Raw genomic sequence first — 24,315 nt, 5'->3', positions numbered from 1 at the left:
AGCTGTAGGAGCGACTTCCAGAGCGCGACTGAATGGTTTTCTGCAAATTTTGACGATGAACGATCTAGAGCCGATTTACCTATCCCGTTTGCAACACTATCTGTATTGTCCCCGGCAATTCGCGCTGATCGAGTTGGAATACGTTTGGCTCGAAGATCGCTTTACCGCCGAGGGACAAGTGTTGCATCAGCGAGTCAACCAACCCGACCGCGAGACGCGCGGAGATATTCGTACCGTTAGAGCGCTGCGTTTGTCTCATGCCGAATTGGGCATCGAAGGCGTGGCCGATGTGGTCGAATATCACCGGCAGTCGGACGGTACGGAAGTTCCATTTCCGATCGAATACAAACGCGGCCGGCCCAAGGCGCACCGGGCCGATGAAGTCCAGTTATGCGCCCAAGCGCTCTGTCTGGAAGATATGGAAAATGTCGAAGTGCCGGAAGGCGCTTTGTTTTACGGCGAAGTACGCAGGCGGCATGCGGTCGTTTTCGATCAGACATTACGTGAATTGACGCTGGAGACTATTACGGGCTGCCGCGAAATTATCCGCAGCAAAGAAACGCCGAAAGCCGATTACCAAGCGAAAAAATGCCGAAACTGTTCGTTGCTCGAACAATGCCATCCGCAAATATTTGGCAAATCCGCGTCGGCCTGGTTGGCCCGGCAACTTGCACAGGACTGAATATGCGACCGTTAAGAAACGTCATTTATATCCAAACTCAAAATTCCTGGTTACACAAAGACAACGAGAATCTGGTTCTAAAAGTCGATAAAGAGCTGAAAGCGCGTGTACCGATCCATAAATTACAAGGACTGGTTTGCTTCGGGCAAGTCAGTATTTCGCCTTATTTGATGGCGCATTGCGCGGAAAACGGCATAACGATTACCTATCTAAATCAATTCGGAAAATTTCTGGCGCGAGTCGAAGGGCCCGTAAGCGGCAATGTTTTGCTGCGTCGTACCCAACACCTGACCGGCGCGGATACCGCAAAGAGCGTCGCGATCGCACGAACGATGTTGACCGGAAAGCTTTATAATCAGCGCTCGGTATTGAGACGTTATCTGCGTGATTACGGGAATCAAGCCGAGCAGCAAAATATGACGCACGATCTGGCAGCCGCCGAGAAACGCTTGAGCCGATGTATGCAACAACTGGCCGACTGTAACGGGATTGATACCTTGATGGGCAGGGAAGGGGAGGCGGCACAGGTTTATTTCGGCGTGTTTCAACACTTGATCCGTCAACCGGGCTTCGAATTCGACGCACGCAGACGCCGGCCGCCGACCGATCCGGTCAACGCACTCTTGTCGTTTTGTTATACCCTGCTGACCCATGATTGCCGCTCCGCGCTCGAAACGGTCGGCCTCGATCCTGCCAGCGGTTTTTTGCATCAATTGCGTAGCGGCAGACCGTCATTGGCGTTGGATTTGGTCGAGGAATTCAGGCCGATGGTCGAACGCTTCGTCCTGTCGTTGATCAACAAACGTCAACTTGCCCTTAATGACTTCGAAACCTGGCCGAATGGTTCGGTGACGCTCAAGGAAGAGCCGCGTAAAACATTGTTGGCCGCCTGGCAGGATCGCAAGCAAGATACCTTGATGCATCCTTGGTTTGAAGAAACCGTACCGGTTGGTTTATTACCGTGGCTGCAAGCCCAAATACTGGCGAGATTCTTGCGCGGCGATTGCGACAGCTACGTGCCGTTCTTGTGGAAATAATGGGAGATAGATCGATGATGATACTGGTGACCTACGATGTTAGTTTTAAGACCGAAACCGGGCCCAAGCGCTTGCGGAAAATCGCGAGACTTTGCCAAGTATTCGGGCAACGGGTTCAATACTCGGTGTTCGAGATCGAAGTCGATATGGCTCAATGGACGCAGTTGAAAAACGACCTGATTAATGTGATGGACCCGGAGGAGGATAGTTTGCGGTTTTATTATCTGGGCAACAATTGGGAACGAAAGGTAGAACATGTTGGAGCCAAAAAGGTATTGGATTTGAATGGGCTGTTATTGATGTAGCGCGAACCCCAAGTACTCATGAAAATGCTTGGGGTTTCGCAAAATGCCTGTCAATGCCCAATCGATTGATTTATTTTGTATTCTTGTTATTGCATGGCGTCTGACTATAATGAATACCGTATTTGTTTCGATAGGTTCGCATTTGAAAGCGCGTAAAGCCTTTGATTTCAACCGATTGGGTAAATGCAGTCGCGCCCCGTGCGGGCGCGTGGATTGAAACACTTATATAGTGTGAGATATTCAGCGTTGACAGTCGCGCCCCGTGCGGGCGCGTGGATTGAAACATATCCTGCTTTAAATGCTTCAAAAGCATCATGTCGCGCCCCGTGCGGGCGCGTGGATTGAAACTCAGTGTCAACCGGAAAAAAACTACATGGATAGTCGCGCCCCGTGCGGGCGCGTGGATTGAAACTTCTGGTGTCGTTTTAAAATATTTACAGAGAGGTCGCGCCCCGTGCGGGCGCGTGGATTGAAACATCTTCAATGCCCCACTTGCTAGCATATGAAGGTCGCGCCCCGTGCGGGCGCGTGGATTGAAACAACAATTATTGCAGTAAAAACTCGGCTATTTGGTCGCGCCCCGTGCGGGCGCGTGGATTGAAACGCTCTGAGTATGGGGCTGCAACTATAAAAGTTGTCGCGCCCCGTGCGGGCGCGTGGATTGAAACTTTGCAAATATCGATTTCCTCTCGGATATCAGAGTCGCGCCCCGTGCGGGCGCGTGGATTGAAACGGGTCAGGGTCGGGCTCTGGGTCTGGGTCCAGTGGTCGCGCCCCGTGCGGGCGCGTGGATTGAAACTTTGATTTTGCGTTACGTCCGACAGTCCGCGGCGTCGCGCCCCGTGCGGGCGCGTGGATTGAAACGGGTCTGGCTCTGGGTCTGGCTCGGGATCGGGGTCGCGCCCCGTGCGGGCGCGTGGATTGAAACTTAGACTTGCAGAGTCGCCGGGCGGTATGCAAGGTCGCGCCCCGTGCGGGCGCGTGGATTGAAACATCTTTAATGCCGGATAATTGCATAAACTGTGGTCGCGCCCCGTGCGGGCGCGTGGATTGAAACTATTTCGAGGTTCCACTATGCTTTATCAAGTTGTCGCGCCCCGTGCGGGCGCGTGGATTGAAACAGCTAAAAAAGCTCGCAACGGCGGTTTATCTCGTCGCGCCCCGTGCGGGCGCGTGGATTGAAACTTGCCCTCGATGCTGTGATGAGACCGGTCCAAGTCGCGCCCCGTGCGGGCGCGTGGATTGAAACGATTCAGTATCGAGCAGCAAGCGAAGCTCGCGCGTCGCGCCCCGTGCGGGCGCGTGGATTGAAACCGGGTTTTGTTGATAGCAGCACTTACGAAACCGTCGCGCCCCGTGCGGGCGCGTGGATTGAAACGCTGCTGAGTCGTTTTTTCGGCTTTAGTGTATCGTCGCGCCCCGTGCGGGCGCGTGGATTGAAACACACATTTGATCGACGGAAGGTTTCTTGTCGAGGTGAAGCGTCAGGAAAGGTCAATATCTGTCTTATTAGGCTCTTGAAAGGTATAAAAAGTCTGAAATATGCTTTGAGCTGCTCAAATATTGGGCACTTACATAGGATTTCAAACTTTACGTATCAGTCTCCGCGCAACCACAAATAACAATTGACGGCTATATGATGTCGATTTTATGCTCCCCGACAATGAAAGTATTAATAGGTTTGCTAACATTATTAGACGTATAGAAGAAAAAAGACTGATAAATGCTGTTCAAATTCGTACCATAGAAATAGAAAAACTCCGCGATACCCTGCTTCCCAAACTCATGAGCGGCGAAGTGCGGGTGAAAGTTGCCTAACTGCACAAAAAAGCGCATCATTCGATGACATAGTACGGAGGACATTATGCGCACGACGGTTGTTTTAGATGATGACTTACTCGAAAAAGCCCAAGCCTTAACCAACCTAAAAGAAAAATCCAGCCTCATCAAAGAAGCCTTGAAGGCCCTGATTGAACGCGAGAGCGCCAAGCGCCTAGCCAGCCTGGGCGGTATTGCCCCCGATTTGCAGCCCATCCCGCGCCGGCAAACCGAGTTGTAACAATGCCGATCTTAGTGGATACCTCGGTATGGATCGACCACTTTCGCAAAAAAGAACCTGCGTTAGTCGGTTTATTGGAAAGCGGCCAAGTGTTAGGTCATCCGTTTGTCCGGGGTGAACTCGCGTTAGGTCATTTACCGCAACGGCATACCCTTTTGGGGTTATTGGATAACTTGCCGCAAGCCCCGGTTGCCTTCGATGCGGAAATCAACCGGTTTATCGAAGCGAATGCCTTATTTGGTTTAGGCATCGGTTTTGTCGATGTGCATCTGTTAGCCGCTGCAAAATTGGCGCTTAACGCTACCTTATGGACACGCGATAAACGCCTATTGGCCGTTGCTACGCAGCTCACTATGAACTATCAACCCTAAGCATCAGCGCATGACTTTAACAAACCCGCCCCAACAAATCGCCATCTATCAAAATGAAGACGGCAGCATTCGCATTGATGTTCACTTGGAACAAGATACCGTTTGGCTTAATCAAGCGCAAATGGTTGAATTATTTGGCCGTGACCAGTCGGTTATTTCGCGGCATATTGCCAATGCGTTCAAGGATGAGGAGGTTTCTGAAAAAAGCAATATGCAAAAAATGCATATTGCAAATTCTGACAAACCTGTGGCCTATTACGATCTGGATGTGATTATTTCCGTAGGTTATCGTATTAAGTCTAAACGAGGCGTGCAGTTTCGGCGTTGGGCAACCCAAATTTTGAAGCAATACCTACTGCAAGGCTACGCGCTCAACGAACAAAAACTGCGAGCCAGCCAGGAAAAGCTGGCCGATCTGCAACAGGCTATCGCCTTATCGTCGCGCCTGGTGCATAACAAAGCCTTGTCAGCCAGCGAGTCGCAAGGCATTTTGGCGATTCTGGAACAATACAGCCACGCCTTGACGGTGCTGGATGATTACGACCATCAACGCTTGGTTATCGCGGGTACGCAAAAAGCCACGCAAACGCCGATTGGCTATGAAGAAGCCATCGCTCAAATCCGGTTATGGCGTGAACAGGAACAATTAAGCGGCTTGTTCGGCAACGAGAAAGACGACTCGTTCAAAAGTTCGCTGGCCACGATTTATCAAACCTTCGGCGGCGAAGAACTGTATCCGAGCATCGAGGAAAAAGCGGCGAATCTGTTGTATTTCATCGTCAAAAATCATTCTTTCAGCGATGGCAACAAACGTATCGCGGCGGCGATTTTTGCCTGGTTTTTGCAGCGGCACGATTTTCTGTACAACCAAGACGGCGAAAAACGCATTGCCGATAACGCCCTGGTTGCCTTTACTTTGTTGATTGCCGAAAGCAAACCGGAAGAAAAAGATACCATCGTCAAAGTCATAATCAATTTAATCAATGGTAAAAATGGATGACTCGTTAGACGGTTCCGAGCTGGCCAAACATCACACCACCAAGCAGCAACGCAAAGCCTTGGCCGAACGGATGAAGGATAACAATGATGAAGTCAAGCTCGTTATCGTCCGCAATATGTGGCTGACGGCTTCGATGCGCCCTCAATTGTTGAAGTTCAATAAAATTAACTTGTACAGAGATTTAAATACAACTGCGGAGCAGTTACTTTAGGGGAAATCTGACGCTACAATCTCGTGTCGATGACATCTCCAAAATTGGTCCACTGGCAATGCGCCTAAGGCTAAATGGTGCCGAGGCGTAACCCGAGCGAATAACAATCCAATGCACCCGCGCGGCAAAGTCTGGCGTTTTCAAATGGATCACTCGTCGCCGCAGGGTGATTGGTAATGTTAGGCAAATAGGCAATAGAAACAATGGAAACCGTATCTTACAAAGAGCTATTGAGCATTGTTGCCATCGTATTGACTTTTCTGGCGACGGCTCCTTACATATATTCCATTTTGAAAGGTGCGACCAAACCGCATGTATTTTCTTGGGTGATTTGGGGTACAACCACCTTCGTGGTTTTTCTGGCGCAACTTAATAACAAGGGCGGCGCTGGGGCTTGGCCAATCGGGGTTTCGGGGATTCTTACGATCTTCATTGCCATCTTAGCTTTCGCAAAGCGCGGGGATGTAACGATCGCAAAAACGGATTGGGTTTTCCTGGTAACGGCGTTATCTTCTTTACCGCTGTGGTACTTCACCTCGGATCCGCTCTGGGCGGTTGTTATTCTCACAACAGTGGATGTGCTGGGGTTCGGTCCTACGATTCGCAAAGCCTATCACCAGCCGACATCCGAGCCGTTACACTTTTATGCTTTGTTCGCTATCCGCAATCTATTGGTTGTTATGGCGCTTGAACACCATTCACTGACTACCGTTCTTTTCCCTGCCGTGTTGGGGTTAACATGCGTATTCATCATGGTTTTGATGACGTACCGCAGACTGGCTATTGTAGTCGTCAGTCAAGGAGAGCAATGATAAAGGCAGTTTTGCCGATCCGGTCAGGTAATTTCCCTGGAAAATTAGCGAACAATGACGCCTATAGCCGCAAACGCCGTTCAAGACGCGGTAAATTTTGTTGTTTCCCAAACTCCTTGGTATTCAGTCTCGCAAGCTCTAGTTTGCCAAATTCGCGAAGCTGGAGCTTCCCGTACTGCATTCCCAAGCAAAGAGCTTGGGAATGAGCGAAGTCTAATGAACTTCGTAAAAATTATATTTAAATCAATCGTCATCATTAGTCTCTAGAGTCGTCTCCCAACCGCCGCCCAAGGCCTTATATAACGCGGCAAGCGCTGTAGCGGTCGCGGTCTCGCTTTGAGCTAGGCTGCTCTGATCCTGCAGCAGTCTCGATTCGATATCCAAGACCGTCAGAAAATCGCTGAGACCGGCATTGAAGCGCAAGTGAGCGAGTTCTTGGGCTCTTTGACTTGCCTCGGCCGCCGCGGCCAGCAATTTTCGTCTGGCGCGCTCCTGGTTGTAATTGATCAATGCGTTTTCGGTTTCTTCGAGCGCATTCAAAACCGTTTGTTCGTATTGTGCCAAATCGGCTTCGGCATGGGCATCGGCTGCATCAATACGGGCGAGGACGCGGCCGAGATCCAGCGCTGCCCAAGTGATTCTCGGACCCGCCGAAAAAGCGTCCGAACCGCCCGTAGCGAGTCCCGATAAGGAACTGGCTTCGAGTGCGATCGAACCGACGAAGGTGACGCGCGGAAAAAGATCGGCCGTTGCGACGCCGATGCGCGCGGTCGATGAGGCCAATGTGCGTTCGGCGATGCGGATATCGGGGCGGCGGCGCAGCAGTTCGGCCGGCGAGCCTATCTGAATCGTTTCGGGCAATTTCGGCAACGGGGCAGGGCGCGACAATCGTTCGGTCAGTGCACCGGGAAATTGCCCGGTCAATACGCTCAGACGATGTATCGTTTTTTGGATCGCGCTTTTTAGGGGCGGAATACCGGCTTTCGTGGCTTCGAGTTGGGCAAGCGCTCTCGATGTGTCGAGTTCGGTGCCTCGACCGTTTACGAGCCTGGACTGCGTGATTTCGGCTGTTTCGGCCTGATTCTCGGCGTTTTTTTGTGCGACGGCCAATTGATTTTGCAAGCCCCGTAACTCGAAATAATTACGCGCGACTTCGGCGATCAGGCTTACGCTCAAATCGCGCAGGCTCGCTTCTTGTGCGTCGACTTCGTCGTCGCTGGCTTCGACGCTGCGGCGAACGCGGCCGAACAAATCCAGTTCCCAAAAGGCATCGAAACCGATGTTATACAGTTTCAATTCGCGCGGCGCGAAGGTGCGGTTATTCATCGCGCCGAAACTGCGTTTCTGGTCGGTATAGCCCGCACGCGAGTTGATGACGGGGACAAGATCCAATCCAGATTCCAAGTACAGCGCGCGGGCTTCTTCGAGATTGGCATAGGCCGTTTTCAGGTCGTAATTGTGCTCGACGGCTTGTTCGACCAAGTCATTCAACTGGCTATCCTCGAACAAGGTCCACCAGTTAAGCTCGATGCCTTCCTTGGAAAATTCGGGATGGACGGCCTGGCCGAATTCTTGCGGCGTTTCGATAAAGGGCAGTCGATAATCGGGACCGACCGCACAGGCGCTGAGCAATGTCAGGCATAACGAAGTCAGACCCAATCCGAGATTGGACCGCGCCCGGCTGCTATTCGTAAAAATGACTTGTTTCATCATTCAGAATCCGATGTAGAGTGTTGCGGCTTTTGTTTCCGAGAAGAGGTCAGACGTTGGACCAGTCCCTGCACGCTGACATAAAACACCGGCGTCAACAACAGGCCGAACAGCGTGACGCCGATCATACCGCTGAATACCGCGGTGCCCAGCAAGCGGCGGGATTCGGCGCCGGCGCCTTGCGCCAGCACCAGCGGCAAAACGCCCATGATGAATGCGAACGATGTCATCAGAATCGGACGCAGCCGAACTCGCGAAGCATCCATGACGGCTGCGAAGCGGTCGAGCCCGCTTTCCTGGCGCTGCTTCGCGAATTCGACGATCAGAATCGCATTTTTACTGGCCAACGCGACCAGTACGATGAAGCCGATTTGGGTAAAGATGTTGTTGTCCATGCCGCTGAGCCAGATGCCGGTCATCGACGACAAGATACACATCGGCACGATCAAGATGATCGCAAGCGGCAATGACCAGCTTTCGTATTGTGCGGCGAGCACCAGGAATACGAACACGACGCTGAGCGGGAACACCAGGAATGCCACGTTGCCGGCCAAGACTTGCTGCAGGCTCAGTTCGGTCCATTCGTAGCCGAATCCGGGCGGCAGTTGTTGGTCGAGCAAGCGGCTCATGATATCGATGGCCTGGCCGGAACTGATTCCGGGCAAGGTGCCTCCGTTGATTTCGGCGGCAGGATACATGTTGTAGCGCGTGATCTTGTCCGGACCGGTGATTTCCTTGACGTCGATGAGCGAGCCGAGCGGCACGATGCCGCCGGCTGCGTTCCGGGTTTTCAATTCGGTAATATCTTCCGGAAGCATTCGGTATTCGGAGTCGGCCTGCGCGACGACTTGGTAGGTCCGCCCGAAGCTATTGAAGTCGTTGACGTACATCGAGCCCAAATAGATTTGCAGCGTTTCAAAGACTTCCTTCAACGGTACGTCCATCGCTTTCGCGCGAGTCCGGTCGACGTCGAGAAATAATTGCGGCACGCTGGCCCGGAAGGTCGTGAATAATCCGGCAAGTCCGGATTGTTGGTTTCCTTCGGCGATCATCTCATTGGCAACGTCTTGCAAGGCATCGATGCCGGCGCTGGTACGGTCCTGAATCTGCAGTTTGAAACCGCCGACCGAACCCATGCCGCGCACCGGCGGCGGCGCGAATACCGCGATATGCGCATCGGGTATTTGCGCGAGGCGTTGTTGCAGTTTTTTGATGATCTCGTTGGCATGCAGTTCGGGCTTGCCGGCGCGGTCCTTGAATTTGTCCAGCGGGGTGAACATCGTCGCGACATTGGACTGATTGGCGCCGGTCAGTACCGACCAGCCGGAATACGCGATCACATGCGCGACGCCTTCGGTATCGAGAATGATGCGAGTGGCTTCCTTGACCACGTCCTGCGTGCGGCTCAATGATGCGGCATCGGGCAGTTGCGTGTACAGAATCAGATAGCCCTGATCTTGTTGCGGAATGAAACCGGTCGGTACTTTTTCGAAGGCCAGCCAGTTCAGGCCGTTCAGCCCGACATAGAGCGTCAATACCAAGGCGGTCATCCGGATCAAGCGGCCGACCAGGCGCGCATAGCCTTCTCCGAAGCGATCGAAAAAGCGGTTGAAGCCGACGAAAAACCAGCCGAACAGCCGGTCGAGCAAGCGCGTGAAAGCATCCTTGTTGCCGTGCGCGCGGTCCAACAACAATGCGCACATCGCCGGGCTCAAGGTCAGCGAATTCAAGGTCGAGATTAGCGTCGAAACCGCGATCGTCAAAGCGAACTGTTTATAGAACGCACCGGATACGCCGGTGATGAAGGCGGTCGGTATGAATACCGCGACCAGCACCAGCGTCGTTGCGATGATCGGCCCGATGACTTCCTCCATCGCTTTGCGCGTCGCGTCTCGGGCGCTCATGCCCTCGGCGATATGGCGTTCGACGTTTTCGACGACGACGATCGCGTCGTCGACGACGATGCCGATCGCGAGCACCAATCCGAACAGCGACAAGGTATTCAACGATAAGCCCATGCCGGCCATCACGGCGAAAGTGCCGATCAACGACACCGGCACCGCGAGCAGCGGAATGATCGCGGCACGCCAGTTCTGTAGGAAGACGATAACCACGATAACGACCAGCAGCAGCGCTTCGAATAAGGTCTTGACGACCGCGTCGATCGATTGCTGAATGAAAACGACCGTGTCGTAGACGAGCGTGTAGTCGAGGCCCTCCGGAAAGTGAGTCTTCATTTTTTCCATCTCGGCTTCGATGGCTTTTTTGGTGTCCAAGGCATTCGAGCCGGGTAATTGGAAAACGGCCAGGCCGACCGTTTGTTCGCCGTCCAAGTACAAACTGGAGTTGTAATCCTTCGCGCCCAATTCGATGCGCGCGACATCCTTGAGACGCGTGATTTTTCCGTCGGAACCTTGCTTGATGACGATATCGGCGAACTGTTCCGGATCGGTCAGCCGGCCCAAGGTGCTGACCGTGTATTGATAGTCGGTCGCTTCCGGAGACGGTTGTTGGCCGACGACGCCGGCCGCGACTTGTATGTTTTGTTCGCGCACGGCATTGACGACGTCGCTTGCCGTCATATTGCGCGCGGCGATTTTTTCCGGGTCCAGCCACAGGCGCATGCTGTAATCGCGCGCGCCGAACACGAGTATTTCGCCGACGCCGGGCAGCCGCGCGAGCGTGTCCTTGATTTGCAATAATGCATAATTGCTCAGGTAGACGCTGTCATAGCGTTGGTCCGGCGAAATCAGGTTGACGACCAGGCTGAGGTCCGGGCTGCGCTTCTTGACGCTGATGCCTTGACGCCGGACTTCCTCGGGCAGTTTCGGTTCGGCCAGCGCGACTCGGTTTTGCACCTGGACTTGCGCCTTGTCGAGGTCGGTGCCGGGCTTGAACGTGATCGTCAGCGCCATATTGCCGCTGTTGGTCGATTGCGACGACAAATACAGCATGTCTTCGACGCCGTTGACTTCCTGTTCGATCGGCGTCGCGACCGTTTCGGCGACGACCGCGGCATTCGCGCCGGGATAGACGGTGCTGACCATCACGGTCGGCGGCGCGATTTCAGGATACTGGGCGATCGGCAATGCGATCAGCGCGAGACCGCCGACCATGACGATTAGAATCGACAAGACCGACGCGAAGATCGGACGGTCGATGAAAAAATGCGTAAATCGGTACATGATTGTTTATTCTCCGCCAAACGTGACGAGTTCTGGCGCGACTTTGGCGCCGGGCCAGACTTTTTGCTGTCCTTCGATCACGACTTTGTCTTCGGCCGTCAAGCCCTCGGAGATGACGCGCAAACCGTCTATGCGCGCGCCCGGAATCACTTTACGGTATTCGGCTTGATCGTCTTGATTCAATACCCAGACGAAGCGTTGCGCCTGATCGGTACCGATAGCGCGATCCGGCAGCAATAGCGCCGGATAGGGGGCGCCGCCTTGTATGCGCACGCGGGCGAAGAAGCCCGGACTCAACAGATTATGGGTATTTTCGAATACGCCGCGCAGAGTCACGGTGCCAGTATCGGTATCGGCGCTCGGCGCGATATAGTCGAGCGTGCCGCGATGCGGAAAATCGCTTTCGTCGGTCAAGTTCAGTTGCATCGGCATGCCTTGAAGATTCTCGCGGCCGCTGAGTTGACGTTTATATTTCAATACTGAACGCTCGTCGGCGTCGATGTAGACATAGACCGGATCGATCGAGACGATGTGGGTCAGCAGCGTCGCGGCGCCGCCGCCGTTGACGAGGTTTCCGGTCGTGATCAATTCGCGCCCGACGCGTCCGTCGATCGGCGCATGAATACGCGTGTATTCGAGATCGAGTTTGGCTCGGTAAACGTTCGCTTCAGCGGCTTGCACCGCAGCGGACGCTTCGCGAAGGCCCTTGCTGCGCCCGTCGTATTCCTCGATGGATATCGCTTTGGCTTTTAATAAGTTTTCGGCGCGCTCGAGGTCGTTCTGCGCGAGTTCTCGTTTGGATTTGGCTCGTTCCAATTCGGCTTGAGCCAGATTCAATTGAGCCTGATAGGGTTTCGGATCGATCGTGAACAATAAATCGCCCTTTTTGACGTTTTCGCCGGCGAAGAAATTGACCTTCTCCAAATGGCCGCCGACCCGAGCCCGGACCTCGACTGCTTCGATCGCTTCGATGCGGCCCGTGAATTCGTCCCATTCGGTGACATCACGGGACAGCGGGTGCGCGATTTTGACCTTGGCAGCCGGTGGAGCTTGGATTTCGGCTGTGTCACCGCATCCGGTCAGCGCGATCGCAATAACCGTAATGACCCAAAACGCTAGCAGACTTGGCGACAAAGACGGAATGTTTCCACCGCTCGTAAGCGAAACTTCGTTGACGGAGGGGCGATATATCGCAAGGGCTGGTTCGGTTTTTGGATTCATCGGTAAGGCGACCTCGATCGCTGCGGATTAAAAGGTAATACAAATTACCGTTTAATTTAGGTATGATCGTCGTTCTTGTCAATGTATTTTATGAGTAAGACAGCATGGTTAAATGTGGACGTCCGCCGAAAGGGCAGGAGTGTGAAAGCCGCGAGCGCCTGTTGGACAGTGCGTTGCAACTGTTTCTGGAGCACGGTTACGGTGATCTGAATATGGAAACGATCGCGAAGGATGCTCACGTATCGATGCGGACGATTTACAGCCGGTTCGGTAATAAGGCGGGGTTATTCGGCGCCGTAATCAAACGTTGCAGCGACCAGTTCGTCGACAGATTGCCCGAAAATCTCGAGCCGGGAGAGGCGCTGGGAGTTTTCGCGAAACACTATGTTCATCTCATAACGCGCCCTGATGCGGTGCGGATCAGGACGATTTTAATCGGCGAGTCGCTGCGTTTTCCGGAATTGGCTGCAAAGTTTTATGAGCAAGGCCCGCAACGCGCCCGGGATACGCTGGTCGATTATTTCGTCAAAAAACAGCAAGAAGGGCATTTTTCGGATGTTTCGCCGCGGGTTTTGGCCGATCATTTTTTGAGTTGTCTGCGAAACGAACATTTTCAGAAGTTACAGCTTGGATTGGCATCAACGCCGGAAGAGGCCGAAATAGATCTTTGGGTTAGGCAGACCGTCGATTTGTTTTTACACGGTTGTTTGAAAAAATGAGTTTTTACTCGTTTCCAGGTTCATGCATTCATCGTTATTTACGGTTCTCGCGGTCCTCCGCTCGTCGCTATACATAAAATGTAGGATACGCTACCGGGCTGGGGTGATGGGTTTAAAAAAAACCGAATTTTGATGTGCGAACACTATACTTAAAACACCATTAACTTGGAGAGTATGATGAAATATTCGGATATGTTATCCGTGGCTTTGGAAGAAGCCCGGACGGGATTTGACGAAGGCGGCGTTCCGGTTGGTGCGGCATTATTCGATTGCGAAGGCCGTGTGCTTGGTCGGGGGCGTAATCGGCGGGTTCAAGACGGAGACCCATCGGTACATGGTGAAACCGACGCATTTCGTAAGGCGGGGCGGCAAACGAACTACCGCGATAAAATTCTCGTGACGACCTTGGCTCCTTGTTGGTATTGCTCCGGATTGATTCGGCAGTTTAATATCGGCACTGTTGTTGTCGGCGAATCGGTCAATTTTTCAGGTCATTTGGATTGGCTCAGGGAAGCGGGAGTCAATATCATCGAGTTGAACGATGTCGATTGCATTGAGCTGATGAGGCGTTTTATCGAGCAATCGCCGCATATCTGGTTTGAAGATATCGGCGAATGCGATAATGCTTAATCCTAAAAAGAGCAGTTGACCAAGCCGGTGAAAGTTTTGTAGACCGTTCATGCTTCGACTTGGCTCCGCACGAACGGTCTAAGACACATGCCAACTGCTCTTTTTAGGTTAACCTTAGGCTCGGCGGCTTAACTGTTCTGCTTGGAATAGATCAAGCAGATGTAAATAAAAAACTGCGTACCGAAAATAAAATTGGCCATCAATAAATGAATCGGTTGCGCGGCAGCGGGAAAACCGAGTCTGTCGAGGCTGACACCGGCGAGAATTGCAATGACGACCATGGCTGTCAAGGCTATGCCGAGTGTATGTAATAGTCTGTTTTGAGCGGACGAGCGATACAGCTTCCAGGCCAGCCATAGGTTTGTAAACAAGATAATCGACGAAAACGAGCGGTGCACATAAAAAATGATGGGCAGGTCATCGCGCCAATATTGACGGTCGATATAGGCGTGTTCGTTCGCAATTAGATCGACGGCTTCTCGAACTTGCGTGCCCATCGCGACTTGAATCAAGGTCATGACCAATGCGGCGATCAATACGCCCTTGAAAACACGGGGCAACGACTGTGTATCAAGACTTTGAAAAAACTCCCGCTGCGACCTTGCTATTACGTAAATTAACAAGGCTACGATGAACAAAGCCAGTAGCATATGTAAGGTTATCATCAACGGTTTTAGATTGCTGGCGACAACCACGGAACCCAGCCAGGCTTGAAATCCGACGATAAAAACCACCGCTAAGCAAAGATAAAATACCGTCTTATCGGACTTGAGATAAATACGGGACGACCAGGCGGTCAGTAAAATCAGAATGCCGATGCTGGCGCCGGTTAAGCGGTTAAGGTATTCGGTCCAAGTTTTGACCGGATTGAAATCGGTGTTTTGATAGCCGCGTTCGGCATAGATGGTTTTGTAGTCCGGCGGAAGCTGAGAAACATCGGTTGGTGGAATCAATTTGCCGAAGCAAGTCGGCCAATCAGGGCAACCCATTCCGGCGCCGGATGCGCGAACGATGCCGCCGACCAGGATCAAGAAATAAACAGCGAAAATGGTAATGGTTCCGATGCGTCTGAATCTAAGTGCGGCTTCAATATCAATCATTGGTGTGATCTGTATGTTTTTGAAAGGATATCGGTGAATGCGAATTTTGCATTACGCCAGCGATGGTCTGGAATCGGGCAATTCGGGTGTGAAAATCAGGAAAACATAGATTGGGCGATTTCTATTTCTTCGGATAATCCTTCTATTTCCAAAATTTCCGCATCGGAAGACAGGCCCAGCTTGGCAAATGCCGGCACGGTGGACCAGTCTACCCGTGTTGCAGGGTGATCGGTTCCGGCTATGCTTTGTAAAAAAGCGACTTGCACGAGATCAACATAATCGGCTTTTTCACCCGAATCATAGCTAAAGTTAACATATTGATACGGAACGGATTTTAACTCGTCGGGAAAGGTCCAGGTATCCATAATGATTTTTCCAACGGCTGGGTGGGCTTTTTCCAGCAATTTTTCAAGACGAGAAGGGCTGTCTCTGAATTCCGGAATGTCTTCAATCAGCATCAAAATAGGCAATTTTCCGATTTGGTGTATGAGTCCGGCCAGCATGGCTTCATCTGGATTCAGATGCCGGGTGCATGTTGCCAATGCTCGACTAATGGCCGAGACATTGACACTTTGTTCCCAGGACTGTCTGAAGTAATACTCGAGCACTTTTGATGCCGGGTTAAACATTTGTTGCATTACCAAACTGGTTACCAACGAGCTAATGGTTTTAAGCCCTAGGCGCGTGACCGCCATTTGAATGCTCTTGATCTCGTTGACCCCGCGATATAAAGGGCTGTTGGAGACTTGAATCAAGCGCGCAGACAAGGCAGCGTCGGTGACTATCATGTCTGCTAATTGCTGCGCCGTTGCTTCGCCTTTAGTTACCGCGTCACGGACTTTTATCGCAATGTCAGGGAGAGTGGGCAATATCAGGCGATTGGCATCCAGTTCTTTTTGAACGTGGTCAAGAAAAGCCTGGACTGATTTAAATTGCATTCGAGTTCAAGTTCCCATCAAAGATTTACAGTTTAAATTCAAGTTGCCCAAGTAGGAAATTCCGCATTTGTCGGCGGCCCCCTGCTGCCGACACCTGTATGTCGAATGACCGTACCTTCAACAAAGCTTATAGTTACAGGACGTTATTTATTACGAAAACCATAGTAAATAATCAGGAATCAGTTTGTCTGAATATTTAGGGCACTGCCATTAAGTTATCAGAAATCCGTTATTCCGCCATGGATGGCAAGCTTTTATAGCACATTAGAGCCTTAAGACGGCATTTCTTAATTTCTTTGACAGCTTATACCCTTTGCTGGTCAAATTTCGGCGCTGGGGTGTCCCGTCAAAGGACGCCGTGAATACGTCATGTAGGCTCTGTGACAGCATCCCTGCTGTCAAAGCTTTTGCCGAACACCTCGGCACCTCCATGCGTCAATGCCGAAATTTGAAGTGCGATGGGTATAGCTTAATGGCAAGGGGTTCGAAACAACCGCACAATAATTTGTGGAATTATAGCGTTATTAGCCTGATTTTGTCCTTAGTCGTTATATCTAGCGTTAAATTTTCGCTATCGAGTTCGGAATTCGGAAGAACCGCAAGCAGCTTAATGTTATTTCGTTCCTTTTGGGCGCGCAGCACTTTTCCTATGGTTTGACCGCTGCCGTCGAGAATAGCCGTATTTGGGGGCGGCGTTTCCGCAGCATCGGATTCGGCTAAGAACAGCATTCTTTTGGTTTTTCCAAGATAATGCGTACGCGCTACGATTTCTTGTCCGGTATAGCACCCTTTGTTAAAACTAATGCCGCCTAATTGATCGAGATTCAGCATTTGCGGAATAAATTCTTCGCTAGTTTCCTTATCGACCCATGGTATTTTGTCTTCGATATCGAATATCCGCCATTGCTCAGGAGTGCTTGCATGATAGTCATGTTCTTGGGTAAGCAAGGACCATAGTTCGATGGCTTTTGCCGCCGACTCAACGGCTATATAACGTGATTTCGATGAAGGCAGTTTTATCAAGCGGAAGGGCTCGGCAAGCATGTGAAGTTCATGCTCCGGAACGGGCGAAAAAGAGTCTAATGAGCTTTGATTGATACCGACTAGGCAATACTCATCGCGGCTATCGATAAGTTGTACATCGGCCCGTAAAATATATTTTTGTAGTTTTTCAGTGATGCTATCGAGTAATTCGGAGGGCAAGATTAAAAGGAAACCGTCGTTCGACTTGAATACGAGAAAATTGGCGATAACGCGCCCTTTAACATTACAAAATGCCCCGAAACTGCACTTTTGTTCAGTGAGTTCGTTGATATTGCAAGTTACTTGGCCTTGTAGAAATCGGCCTGCATCGTTGCCGGTGACTTTTAACACGGCTAGATCGATAACCGGACAAACCTGCCCGGTTTGTTTGTCTAAATCGTCGATTTTTTCTATGTCGGCAGTTTTGGTATTAATCCGTGTCTGCTGTTCAATAAGAAAAGATTTCCAAGCTTGATTCATGAATTATCGCTAGAGTTGATTGAAAGTTTCCGATTATACATCTGTCTGTTTAATGCTTGAAAAATATCAAACCATCGTTGCAGCAATTCCCAGTTTGAGCAGTTTCGCCGATTTTAGGGTGTGGGGTATGCCTGTCGAGGAACGCCGTAAACCCATCCATGGGGGCTTGGCGGCAGCTCAAACGCCAAGGATGGTGTGAATGCAGATTTTGCAGGAGCAAAAATCTGCCCTGCTGCCGCCATCCTCGCCAAGCATACCCCACACCCTTTTTGATCTCCAAATTGGGAATTGCTGCCATCGTTGTTATTGTATGAAACATTTAGAGTTGGTAACGTTGCGAATCGGAATATCGAAGCGAGAGAACAAAATTCTACTGCTCATGCATATGATGGCTTTGCTTGCCATTGTGCTCAGTGCTATCGAGCCTTATGTTCAATGGCTATTGATAACGGCAGTTGCCTTTAGCGGTATTGTCTATCGCCGCCGCTATTTTATTAGCGATCCCGAACGCTTGCTCAGGTATTCCGAGGATTTCGGCTGGCAACTATTCACAGGAGAAAGCTTCGCTCAAATTCGGATTCTCGGATCAACGGTCTTAACGCCGATTGCGATATTTTTTCATTACGAATTGCAAAATAAAAAACATTACCAGGTCATATTTAACGATGCCATGGACGAAATCGATTTTCGAAGATTAACCGTATATCTAAAAATAACCGGTTCAACAGAAGAATAGGAAATCGGGTTTTTATGCGACATTATTTTGGTTAGCGCCTGCTCTAAGGCTTGCCGCTTAAAGATTCGGTGAATGTTGTTTCATCAATTCGTTCGAAAATTGTATAATTTGCGGCTTTTTATCATCAAAGCAACTATCCCAATTGCTTAAACACTTCAGAGACCTCTATGGCGCTATATTGCGGAATCGTCGGTTTGCCTAATGTCGGTAAATCGACTTTATTCAATGCTTTAACCAAGGCGGAAATCGCCGCCGAAAACTATCCTTTTTGTACTATCGATCCCAATGTCGGTGTTGTTGCCGTGCCCGACCCGCGGTTGGATAAACTCGCTGAAATCGTCAATCCTCAACGTGTACTGCCAACCACGATTGAATTTGTCGATATCGCCGGATTGGTTGCCGGTGCTTCAAAAGGCGAGGGGCTGGGCAATCAATTTCTTGCCAATATTCGCGAAACCGATGCTATCGCACATGTCGTTCGTTGTTTCGAAGACGATAATGTTATTCACGTCGCCGGAAAAATCGATCCGATAGCCGATATCGAAGTCATCAATACCGAATTGGCGCTGGCCGATATGGCGACCGTCGAAAGGGCCTTGCAACGGGCGGCCAAGGCATCGAAATCCGGCAACAAAGACGAACTGGCCAAAAAAGTCGTATTGGAAAAAGTTAACGAACATTTGAACACCGGCGAACCGGTTCGGGCGATGGATTTATCCGATGATGATATGGCCCTGATTAAAGACTTGTGTCTGTTAACCGTTAAACCCACGATGTACATCGCCAATGTTCAAGACGACGGTTTTGAAAATAATCCGATATTGGACAAAGTAAAAGCATTTGCCGACAAAGAAGGCGCCATGGTGGTGCCGGTATGCGCGGCAATCGAAGCGGAAATCGTGCAGCTTGATGAGGACGAAAAACAAGAATTTCTTGATGATTTAGGCTTGGATGAACCGGGTTTGAATCGAGTCGTACGCGCCGGTTACCAATTGCTTAATCTATCGACTTATTTCACGGCCGGCGTCAAAGAAGTCAGAGCTTGGACGATACCCGTCGGCGCCACGGCTCCGCAAGCCGCAGGAGTCATTCATACCGATTTTGAAAAAGGTTTCATCCGCGCCGAAGTCATTTCTTATGAAGACTTCGTCACATACAAAGGTGAGCAGGGCGCAAAAGATGCCGGTAAATGGCGTCTCGAAGGCAAAGATTATGTCGTTAAAGACGGCGATGTCATGCATTTTCGTTTCAACGTTTGACAAACCAAGAGCGGGTCTCTATAATGCCCGCTCTTTTGCAAGACCTCTTCAATGGCGATGTAGCTCAGCTGGTTAGAGCACGGGATTCATAACCCCGGGGTCGGTGGTTCAAGTCCACCCATCGCCACCAATAAATCAATAAGTTAGCGAGCTTTTAATTTTGTTACATTATCAGGTGCAACCGATTTTGCAACGATTCCATTAAGACGATTTGCATGTTCCGCTAGATGCTCGGGCGCCAAATGAGTATAGCGTAACACCATCTTATAATCGCTCCATCCTCCAAGTTCCTGAAGTACGTTAAGCGGTGTTCCCGCTTGGACATGCCAACTAGCCCAAGTATGCCTAAGTCCATGCCAAGTGAAATTCTTTATGCCAGCGCGTTCTAAACCAGCTCTCCATGCTTTGGTTCCCGCTTTTTCAATTGGTTTTCCTTTATAGGTGAATACTCGGGTTTGATGTTTTCCGATTTGCTTTCGCAATATTGTTAATGCATCATCATTTAAAGGTATTCTTATCGGTTTGCCATTTTTGCTTTGGTCTGCATGTATCCAGGCAATGCGATGTTGCATGTCAATTTGATTCCATTCAAGCCCTGTGATGTTAGACCCCCTTAAGCCAGTGGCTAAGGTGAACAGCATAATATACCGAGTATGTGGTTGTAATTCTGGAATCAACCTACCCACTTCCTCGGGTGTGAGCCAACGGAGGCGTTGGTTGCTTTCGTTGAATTTGCGAATGTAGGGAACTGAGTCTATCCACCCCCACTTTTTGCATGCTTTGTTAAGAATGGCGCTTACAATACTGGTGGTTCGGTTTACTCGAGCAGGGGCTGTTGCCGTTTCACATAGGTAACTATAAAAAAGCGCAAGCTAAGGCCACAGAAGCTTCAAAATTTCGTTTTAGCTTGTCATATCGTGTAGCAATAGCTCTGAAATGTTTCAGTTCACTGTCATAGCCTTTGTCAGCAACGATATAGTCAGCTTTAGGCAGTTCAGCGACTAAGGTTGGCGCTTCTTTACAATCATGAACTTCGCCACCTGTTACTGTAAAGTGGATGGGAAGACCATAGGCATCAACAGCCATATGAATTTTGGTCGTATTACCCGCAACAGATTTACCAATCGCCGATTCTTGCCCATAGGCCGCACCGCTACTATGCTGATGAGCTTTCACAATACTGCCATCAATAAATGCCCATTCCAAGTCAGGCTCAACTATCAGTTCGTTAAAAATACCCATCAGTTTTTCTTTACGAGACCATTCATTGAAGCGTTTATAAACAGCATTCCAGTTACCAAAGGCACTGGGCAGATCTCGCCAGGGACAACCTACGCGCAAACGATAAAAAATCCCTTCGGTTGTTTGCCGAAGAAAGGGTTTGTCATATATCCCCATTTTCAACATAATTCATCTTCAATTTTTCCCAGTGTTCATCCGTAAACATTTGTCGCGGCATAGTTTGCTTGTTGTTGGCTCAAAATAAACAAACTATGAGGCGGAATTATTGAAATTCAAGGGTAAGTTACAAAACGGCAACAGCCCCTAATAAAATGAAAAAGGAAATGACTTAATTTTTGAGTCATTGGTTTAGACAATAGAGAAGAATTGAGGCAGCGCCAGTCAGCTGTAACAGAGACAACACCCTCTTAAACTCGGTGATAAATTGTCTGGACAATGGGGTCCACTTTATTTTTTAAGCCATTCCCGTAGCTCGTTGGTGTCATAGGCGTTATCGGCCAAAACCGCCGAAGCTCCGACGTTTTCCAATAGGGGGATGGCCTGCTTGCATTCGGCCTCCTGCCCGCCAGTCAGGGCAAATTTGATGGGAAGCCCCAAGCCATCACAGAGGGCGTGTATTTTAGTGCCGAAGCCGCCTTTTGACCGCCCAAGGGCTTCTGCTGCGGCTGAACTATTTTTCGCACCGGCGGCACATGCATGCGCCCTGATGTTCGATCCATCCAAGGAAATCTCTTGTAGATCAGCCTCTTCGGACACGAAGCCAAGCGATTTTTCCCATGAGCCATTCGCGCACCAACGGGAAAACCGTTTGAAAATACTGTTCCATTTGCCGTAGGCTGTCGGGACTAGGCGCCACTGCGCCCCCGAGCGCAATACCCATAAACAAGCATCCAGAAACCGCCTGCATGTTTCGGCCTCACCGATATACAGGTTCGGCAATTGCCTTAAATAAACCAATATCCGGTCCCATTCCCCATCACTCAGTATCGCTCTGTTCATGCCAAAAAAATTAACTGATTTTACACCTTTGGTAAAACGTCAACAGAACCTAAGAGTTTTTGCATTTCCTCAGCATCCAGGGGTTTGCTGTATAAATAACCTTGGATCAGATCGCACTGCTGGGCTTCCAAAAAGTTTAACTGCCTGGTTTCTTCAACACCTTCTGCAATCACGCTTAAGCCAAGCTCGTGACCCAAGCTAATAATTGCCCGAGTGATGGCGGAGTTGTTGCTATCATCAGGAAGGTTCTGGCAGAAGGAGCGATCAATTTTTAGCTTGCTGATGGGAAAACGGCGCAAATACGTTAAAGAGGAATAACCCGTGCCAAAATCATCAATGGATAACTGAACCCCCATCTGTCTCAGTGTTTTTAGTAAACGGACACTGTATTCGGAACAATCCATTAGTAAACTTTCGGTCAATTCAAGCTCTAAAAAGCAGGGTTTCAACTGACTTATAGTCAGTGCTTCCTGGACAATTTCCAGAAAATTACTCTGGCGAAACTGTAAGGCGGACAAATTGACCGCAACCGGTATTGACATCAAGCCTTGTTCTTGCCAGGTCTTATTTTGACGACAGGCTTCATTGAGAACCCATTTGCCGATAGGAATAATCAGACCATTTTCCTCTGCCAAAGGAATGAATTTAGCGGGTGAAATTATACCTAGGTCTTTATGGGGCCAGCGTAATAAAGCTTCCATACCGACAATTTTTCCACTTTCTATCGCCACTTGCGGTTGATAATGTAATTTTAGCTCATTGTTTTCCACGGCTTTACGTAAACTATTTTCCAACGATAAGCGTTCAAGCGCCTGAGTACTCATCGACGATGAAAAAAACTCAAAGTTATCGCGGCCATTTTTTTTGGCACAATACATGGCCGTATCGGCATTTTTCAGCAACGTTTCAAAGTCTTTACCATCGTTAGGATACACACTGATACCAATACTAATCGTCATGTGCAGTTCATAATCGTTGATTTTGAACGGTAGCCGCATTGAACCTACGATTTTTTGAGCCACCGTTATGACATTGCCGATGTCGTGCAGATCTGAGATAACCGCCGCAAACTCATCACCTGACAATCGGGAAACACAGTCCACCTCCCGCATACAGCCCTCTAGTCTCGACGCCACTTCAATTAACATCTGGTCGCCAATACCATGTCCTAAAGAATCGTTAATGTTTTTGAAATGATCTAGATCAAAAAACAAGACGGCGGCTTTTGTTTTTTCGCGATTTGCAGTTTTGATGGCTTGATCCAGTCGATCGATAAATAAGCGCCGATTCGGTAATTCTGTTAGTGGATCGTAATTGGCCAGAAATTCAATATTGGCCTCTGCTTGCTTGATATCTGTAATATCGCTGAAGATAGCAACGTAGTTAACTATTTCACCTTTCGAATTGTTGATCGCGCTAATGGATATCCATTCCGGAAAAACTTCACCCTTTTTACGCCGATTCCATATTTCACCTTGCCAATAACCGGTTAAATTCAGTGTTGACCAAAGCTCTTGATAGAATGCTTGTTCATGGCGACCAGATTGAAAAATTTTAGGATCTTTACCGATCACTTCCTCCTGCGTATATCCAATAATCTGAGTGAAAGCCTGGTTGGTTGAAATGATCTTGTTTTGGCTATCGGTAATGATGATGGCGTCGCGCGAAGACTCAAACACTTTGGCCGATAAACGTAAGGATTGCTCCGCTTTACGCTGTTCCCGAATATCGCGCATGATAATCCAAACTTCCATCGGTTCACCCGTTTCCGAATAGCGCATGATTAACTGTGCAAGCACTGGTACGGGTGTTTGGTTGATACTTTTCAGCTCCAATTCGAATTCGCTGGAAAAACCGCGGACCAACACTTCCTGTTGCACCGCATGTAGCAGAAGGACAGCTGACTCTTCGCTGATAAGACCCAAAATGTTTTCCGCGCGAAGTTGCAGGGCGGTTAAGCTTTCATAGCCAAGTAACGCCAGAAAAGCTTCGTTACAGTCAACTAGAGTGCCTTCAAATGCTTGTTTGTGATCCGAAGGTTTGACAATCAATGTTTGCGAGATGTGGTGATGGTCTGCATCGGCTACCGATATCGCAATATGAGAGAGTTTAAACAGCAGTCGATAACGCTCTTCTACCTCTTTTAGTGCCGCTTCCGCTCTGAGGATACGCGCACTTTTGATTAAGGCGTCCTCCAGAATATCCAGTTTTACCGGTTTGTTGACATATTGATGCACGCCCAATTCAATAGCGCGATGAAAATAACGAGGCTCTTCAAACGCAGTAATGACGATGAGGGGTATGTTGGGGCGAATTTCCTTGATGTGTTCGCCCATCTTCAGACCATCCATAATGGGCATCAGAATGTCGGTAATTACTATATCCGGTTGATATTTTTGGAAAGCTTCAAGCCCTTTTTTGCCATTCGCGGCTATATACACTCTTCGGCAACGCCGAGTCAGGAAAAGCTTTAATTGATCGCGGATGTCGTCTTCATCTTCAACATATAAAACAGTCAAGGATTTCAGATAGACCTGGTCTGGATCTTCATTGCGGGTTGTCATGTTCATCTAGCAACTCCATTAAACTTGTGCCG

General features: G+C 49.7%; 22 protein-coding genes, 1 tRNA gene, 1 pseudogene and 1 CRISPR repeat array. Of the genes and pseudogenes, 14 read left to right on the top strand and 10 right to left on the bottom strand.

Features of this window, described 5'->3' with window-relative positions; translation table 11 throughout:
• Positions 1 to 55 precede the first annotated feature (55 nt).
• The 8 genes from cas4 to EQU24_RS10835 all read left to right on the top strand — a co-directional run bounded on the left by cas4 (position 56) and on the right by EQU24_RS10835 (position 6,477).
• Positions 56 to 682 (top strand): CRISPR-associated protein Cas4, encoded by a 627-nt coding sequence (gene cas4 / locus EQU24_RS10875; protein WP_017839479.1) that lies wholly within the window; start codon positions 56 to 58, stop codon positions 680 to 682.
• 2 nt (positions 683 to 684) lie between these two features.
• Positions 685 to 1,719, top strand: a complete 1,035-nt coding sequence (cas1c, locus tag EQU24_RS10870) for a type I-C CRISPR-associated endonuclease Cas1c (RefSeq protein ID WP_014148631.1) — start codon at positions 685 to 687, stop codon at positions 1,717 to 1,719.
• Positions 1,720 to 1,733: 14 nt separating this feature from the next.
• Entirely contained in the window at positions 1,734 to 2,024 is a 291-nt protein-coding gene (gene cas2 / locus EQU24_RS10865) for a CRISPR-associated endonuclease Cas2 (RefSeq protein WP_026130023.1), read from the top strand.
• A gap of 188 nt (positions 2,025 to 2,212) precedes the next feature.
• Positions 2,213 to 3,467: a CRISPR direct-repeat array (repeat unit 32 nt; unit sequence GTCGCGCCCCGTGCGGGCGCGTGGATTGAAAC).
• A 421-nt stretch (positions 3,468 to 3,888) separates the two neighbouring features.
• Complete coding sequence (locus tag EQU24_RS10855; protein ID WP_017839481.1) at positions 3,889 to 4,083, top strand: type II toxin-antitoxin system VapB family antitoxin; 195 nt, start codon at positions 3,889 to 3,891, stop codon at positions 4,081 to 4,083.
• 2 nt (positions 4,084 to 4,085) lie between these two features.
• Complete coding sequence (locus tag EQU24_RS10850) at positions 4,086 to 4,454, top strand: type II toxin-antitoxin system VapC family toxin (RefSeq protein WP_017839482.1); 369 nt, start codon at positions 4,086 to 4,088, stop codon at positions 4,452 to 4,454.
• Between the two features lie 10 nt (positions 4,455 to 4,464).
• On the top strand, positions 4,465 to 5,454 hold the full coding sequence (locus EQU24_RS22985; RefSeq protein ID WP_017839483.1) for a virulence RhuM family protein/type II toxin-antitoxin system death-on-curing family toxin: 990 nt from the start codon (positions 4,465 to 4,467) through the stop codon (positions 5,452 to 5,454).
• Positions 5,447 to 5,665, top strand: coding sequence for a hypothetical protein (locus EQU24_RS10840; RefSeq protein ID WP_138767150.1), 219 nt, complete (start codon positions 5,447 to 5,449; stop codon positions 5,663 to 5,665). Before EQU24_RS22985 ends, EQU24_RS10840 begins: the two co-directional genes overlap by 8 nt.
• A 203-nt stretch (positions 5,666 to 5,868) precedes the next feature.
• Positions 5,869 to 6,477 (top strand): hypothetical protein, encoded by a 609-nt coding sequence (locus tag EQU24_RS10835; protein WP_017839485.1) that lies wholly within the window; start codon positions 5,869 to 5,871, stop codon positions 6,475 to 6,477.
• Between the two features lie 243 nt (positions 6,478 to 6,720).
• Here EQU24_RS10835 and EQU24_RS10830 read toward each other — a convergent pair whose 3' ends face one another.
• From EQU24_RS10830 to EQU24_RS10820, 3 genes are read right to left on the bottom strand one after another with little or no spacing between them, the layout of a single operon-like run.
• Complete coding sequence (locus EQU24_RS10830; protein ID WP_017839486.1) at positions 6,721 to 8,190, bottom strand: efflux transporter outer membrane subunit; 1,470 nt, start codon at positions 8,188 to 8,190, stop codon at positions 6,721 to 6,723.
• Positions 8,187 to 11,372: an efflux RND transporter permease subunit gene (locus EQU24_RS10825; protein ID WP_017839487.1), complete on the bottom strand. Its 3,186-nt coding sequence runs from the start codon at positions 11,370 to 11,372 to the stop codon at positions 8,187 to 8,189. The genes EQU24_RS10830 and EQU24_RS10825 overlap by 4 nt, the downstream gene beginning before the upstream one ends.
• Before the next feature lie 6 nt (positions 11,373 to 11,378).
• Positions 11,379 to 12,593, bottom strand: coding sequence for an efflux RND transporter periplasmic adaptor subunit (locus tag EQU24_RS10820; protein WP_017839488.1), 1,215 nt, complete (start codon positions 12,591 to 12,593; stop codon positions 11,379 to 11,381).
• Positions 12,594 to 12,697: 104 nt separating this feature from the next.
• Between EQU24_RS10820 and EQU24_RS10815 the strand changes: the two genes are divergently transcribed.
• Together EQU24_RS10815 and EQU24_RS10810 are read left to right on the top strand one after the other, a co-directional pair.
• Positions 12,698 to 13,312 carry a TetR/AcrR family transcriptional regulator gene (locus EQU24_RS10815; protein ID WP_017839489.1) on the top strand — a complete coding sequence of 205 codons (615 nt, stop codon included), beginning with the start codon at positions 12,698 to 12,700 and terminating at the stop codon, positions 13,310 to 13,312.
• Positions 13,313 to 13,486: 174 nt separating this feature from the next.
• Positions 13,487 to 13,942, top strand: coding sequence for a nucleoside deaminase (locus EQU24_RS10810; protein ID WP_244310911.1), 456 nt, complete (start codon positions 13,487 to 13,489; stop codon positions 13,940 to 13,942).
• A 128-nt stretch (positions 13,943 to 14,070) separates the two neighbouring features.
• Here EQU24_RS10810 and EQU24_RS10805 read toward each other — a convergent pair whose 3' ends face one another.
• The 3 genes from EQU24_RS10805 to ygfZ form a co-directional block, all read right to left on the bottom strand.
• Entirely contained in the window at positions 14,071 to 15,042 is a 972-nt protein-coding gene (locus EQU24_RS10805) for a COX15/CtaA family protein (RefSeq protein ID WP_017839491.1), read from the bottom strand.
• Positions 15,043 to 15,137: 95 nt separating this feature from the next.
• The gene (locus tag EQU24_RS10800) at positions 15,138 to 15,980 is read right to left on the bottom strand and encodes an HDOD domain-containing protein (RefSeq protein ID WP_017839492.1); all 843 of its coding nucleotides are present in this window, start codon (positions 15,978 to 15,980) and stop codon (positions 15,138 to 15,140) included.
• A gap of 513 nt (positions 15,981 to 16,493) precedes the next feature.
• The gene (ygfZ, locus tag EQU24_RS10795; protein WP_017839493.1) at positions 16,494 to 17,483 is read right to left on the bottom strand and encodes a CAF17-like 4Fe-4S cluster assembly/insertion protein YgfZ; all 990 of its coding nucleotides are present in this window, start codon (positions 17,481 to 17,483) and stop codon (positions 16,494 to 16,496) included.
• 52 nt (positions 17,484 to 17,535) lie between these two features.
• Between ygfZ and EQU24_RS22385 the strand changes: the two genes are divergently transcribed.
• The 4 genes from EQU24_RS22385 (at position 17,536) to EQU24_RS10780 (ending at position 19,608) form a co-directional block, all read left to right on the top strand.
• Positions 17,536 to 17,682, top strand: a complete 147-nt coding sequence (locus EQU24_RS22385) for a hypothetical protein (protein WP_175421680.1) — start codon at positions 17,536 to 17,538, stop codon at positions 17,680 to 17,682.
• A gap of 111 nt (positions 17,683 to 17,793) precedes the next feature.
• On the top strand, positions 17,794 to 18,219 hold the full coding sequence (locus EQU24_RS10790; protein WP_017839494.1) for a protein YgfX: 426 nt from the start codon (positions 17,794 to 17,796) through the stop codon (positions 18,217 to 18,219).
• Between the two features lie 167 nt (positions 18,220 to 18,386).
• Positions 18,387 to 19,478 (top strand): redox-regulated ATPase YchF, encoded by a 1,092-nt coding sequence (gene ychF, locus EQU24_RS10785; RefSeq protein ID WP_017839495.1) that lies wholly within the window; start codon positions 18,387 to 18,389, stop codon positions 19,476 to 19,478.
• Between the two features lie 53 nt (positions 19,479 to 19,531).
• A tRNA-Met gene (locus EQU24_RS10780) sits at positions 19,532 to 19,608 on the top strand.
• 13 nt (positions 19,609 to 19,621) lie between these two features.
• Here EQU24_RS10780 and EQU24_RS10775 read toward each other — a convergent pair.
• The 4 genes and pseudogenes from EQU24_RS10775 to EQU24_RS10760 form a co-directional block, all read right to left on the bottom strand.
• Complete coding sequence (locus EQU24_RS10775; RefSeq protein WP_085986390.1) at positions 19,622 to 20,218, bottom strand: site-specific integrase; 597 nt, start codon at positions 20,216 to 20,218, stop codon at positions 19,622 to 19,624.
• Positions 20,219 to 20,333: 115 nt separating this feature from the next.
• Positions 20,334 to 20,937 (bottom strand): annotated as a pseudogene (locus EQU24_RS10770) (IS5 family transposase).
• Positions 20,938 to 21,167: 230 nt separating this feature from the next.
• Positions 21,168 to 21,719, bottom strand: a complete 552-nt coding sequence (locus tag EQU24_RS10765; protein ID WP_017839498.1) for an IS5 family transposase — start codon at positions 21,717 to 21,719, stop codon at positions 21,168 to 21,170.
• 20 nt (positions 21,720 to 21,739) lie between these two features.
• Entirely contained in the window at positions 21,740 to 24,289 is a 2,550-nt protein-coding gene (locus EQU24_RS10760; RefSeq protein WP_017839499.1) for an EAL domain-containing protein, read from the bottom strand.
• Positions 24,290 to 24,315: the final 26 nt, after the last annotated feature.

The sequence above is a fragment of the Methylotuvimicrobium buryatense genome (genome assembly GCF_005931095.1).
Lineage (GTDB): Bacteria > Pseudomonadota > Gammaproteobacteria > Methylococcales > Methylomonadaceae > Methylotuvimicrobium > Methylotuvimicrobium buryatense.
This window is presented reverse-complemented; position numbering and strand designations above follow the sequence as displayed.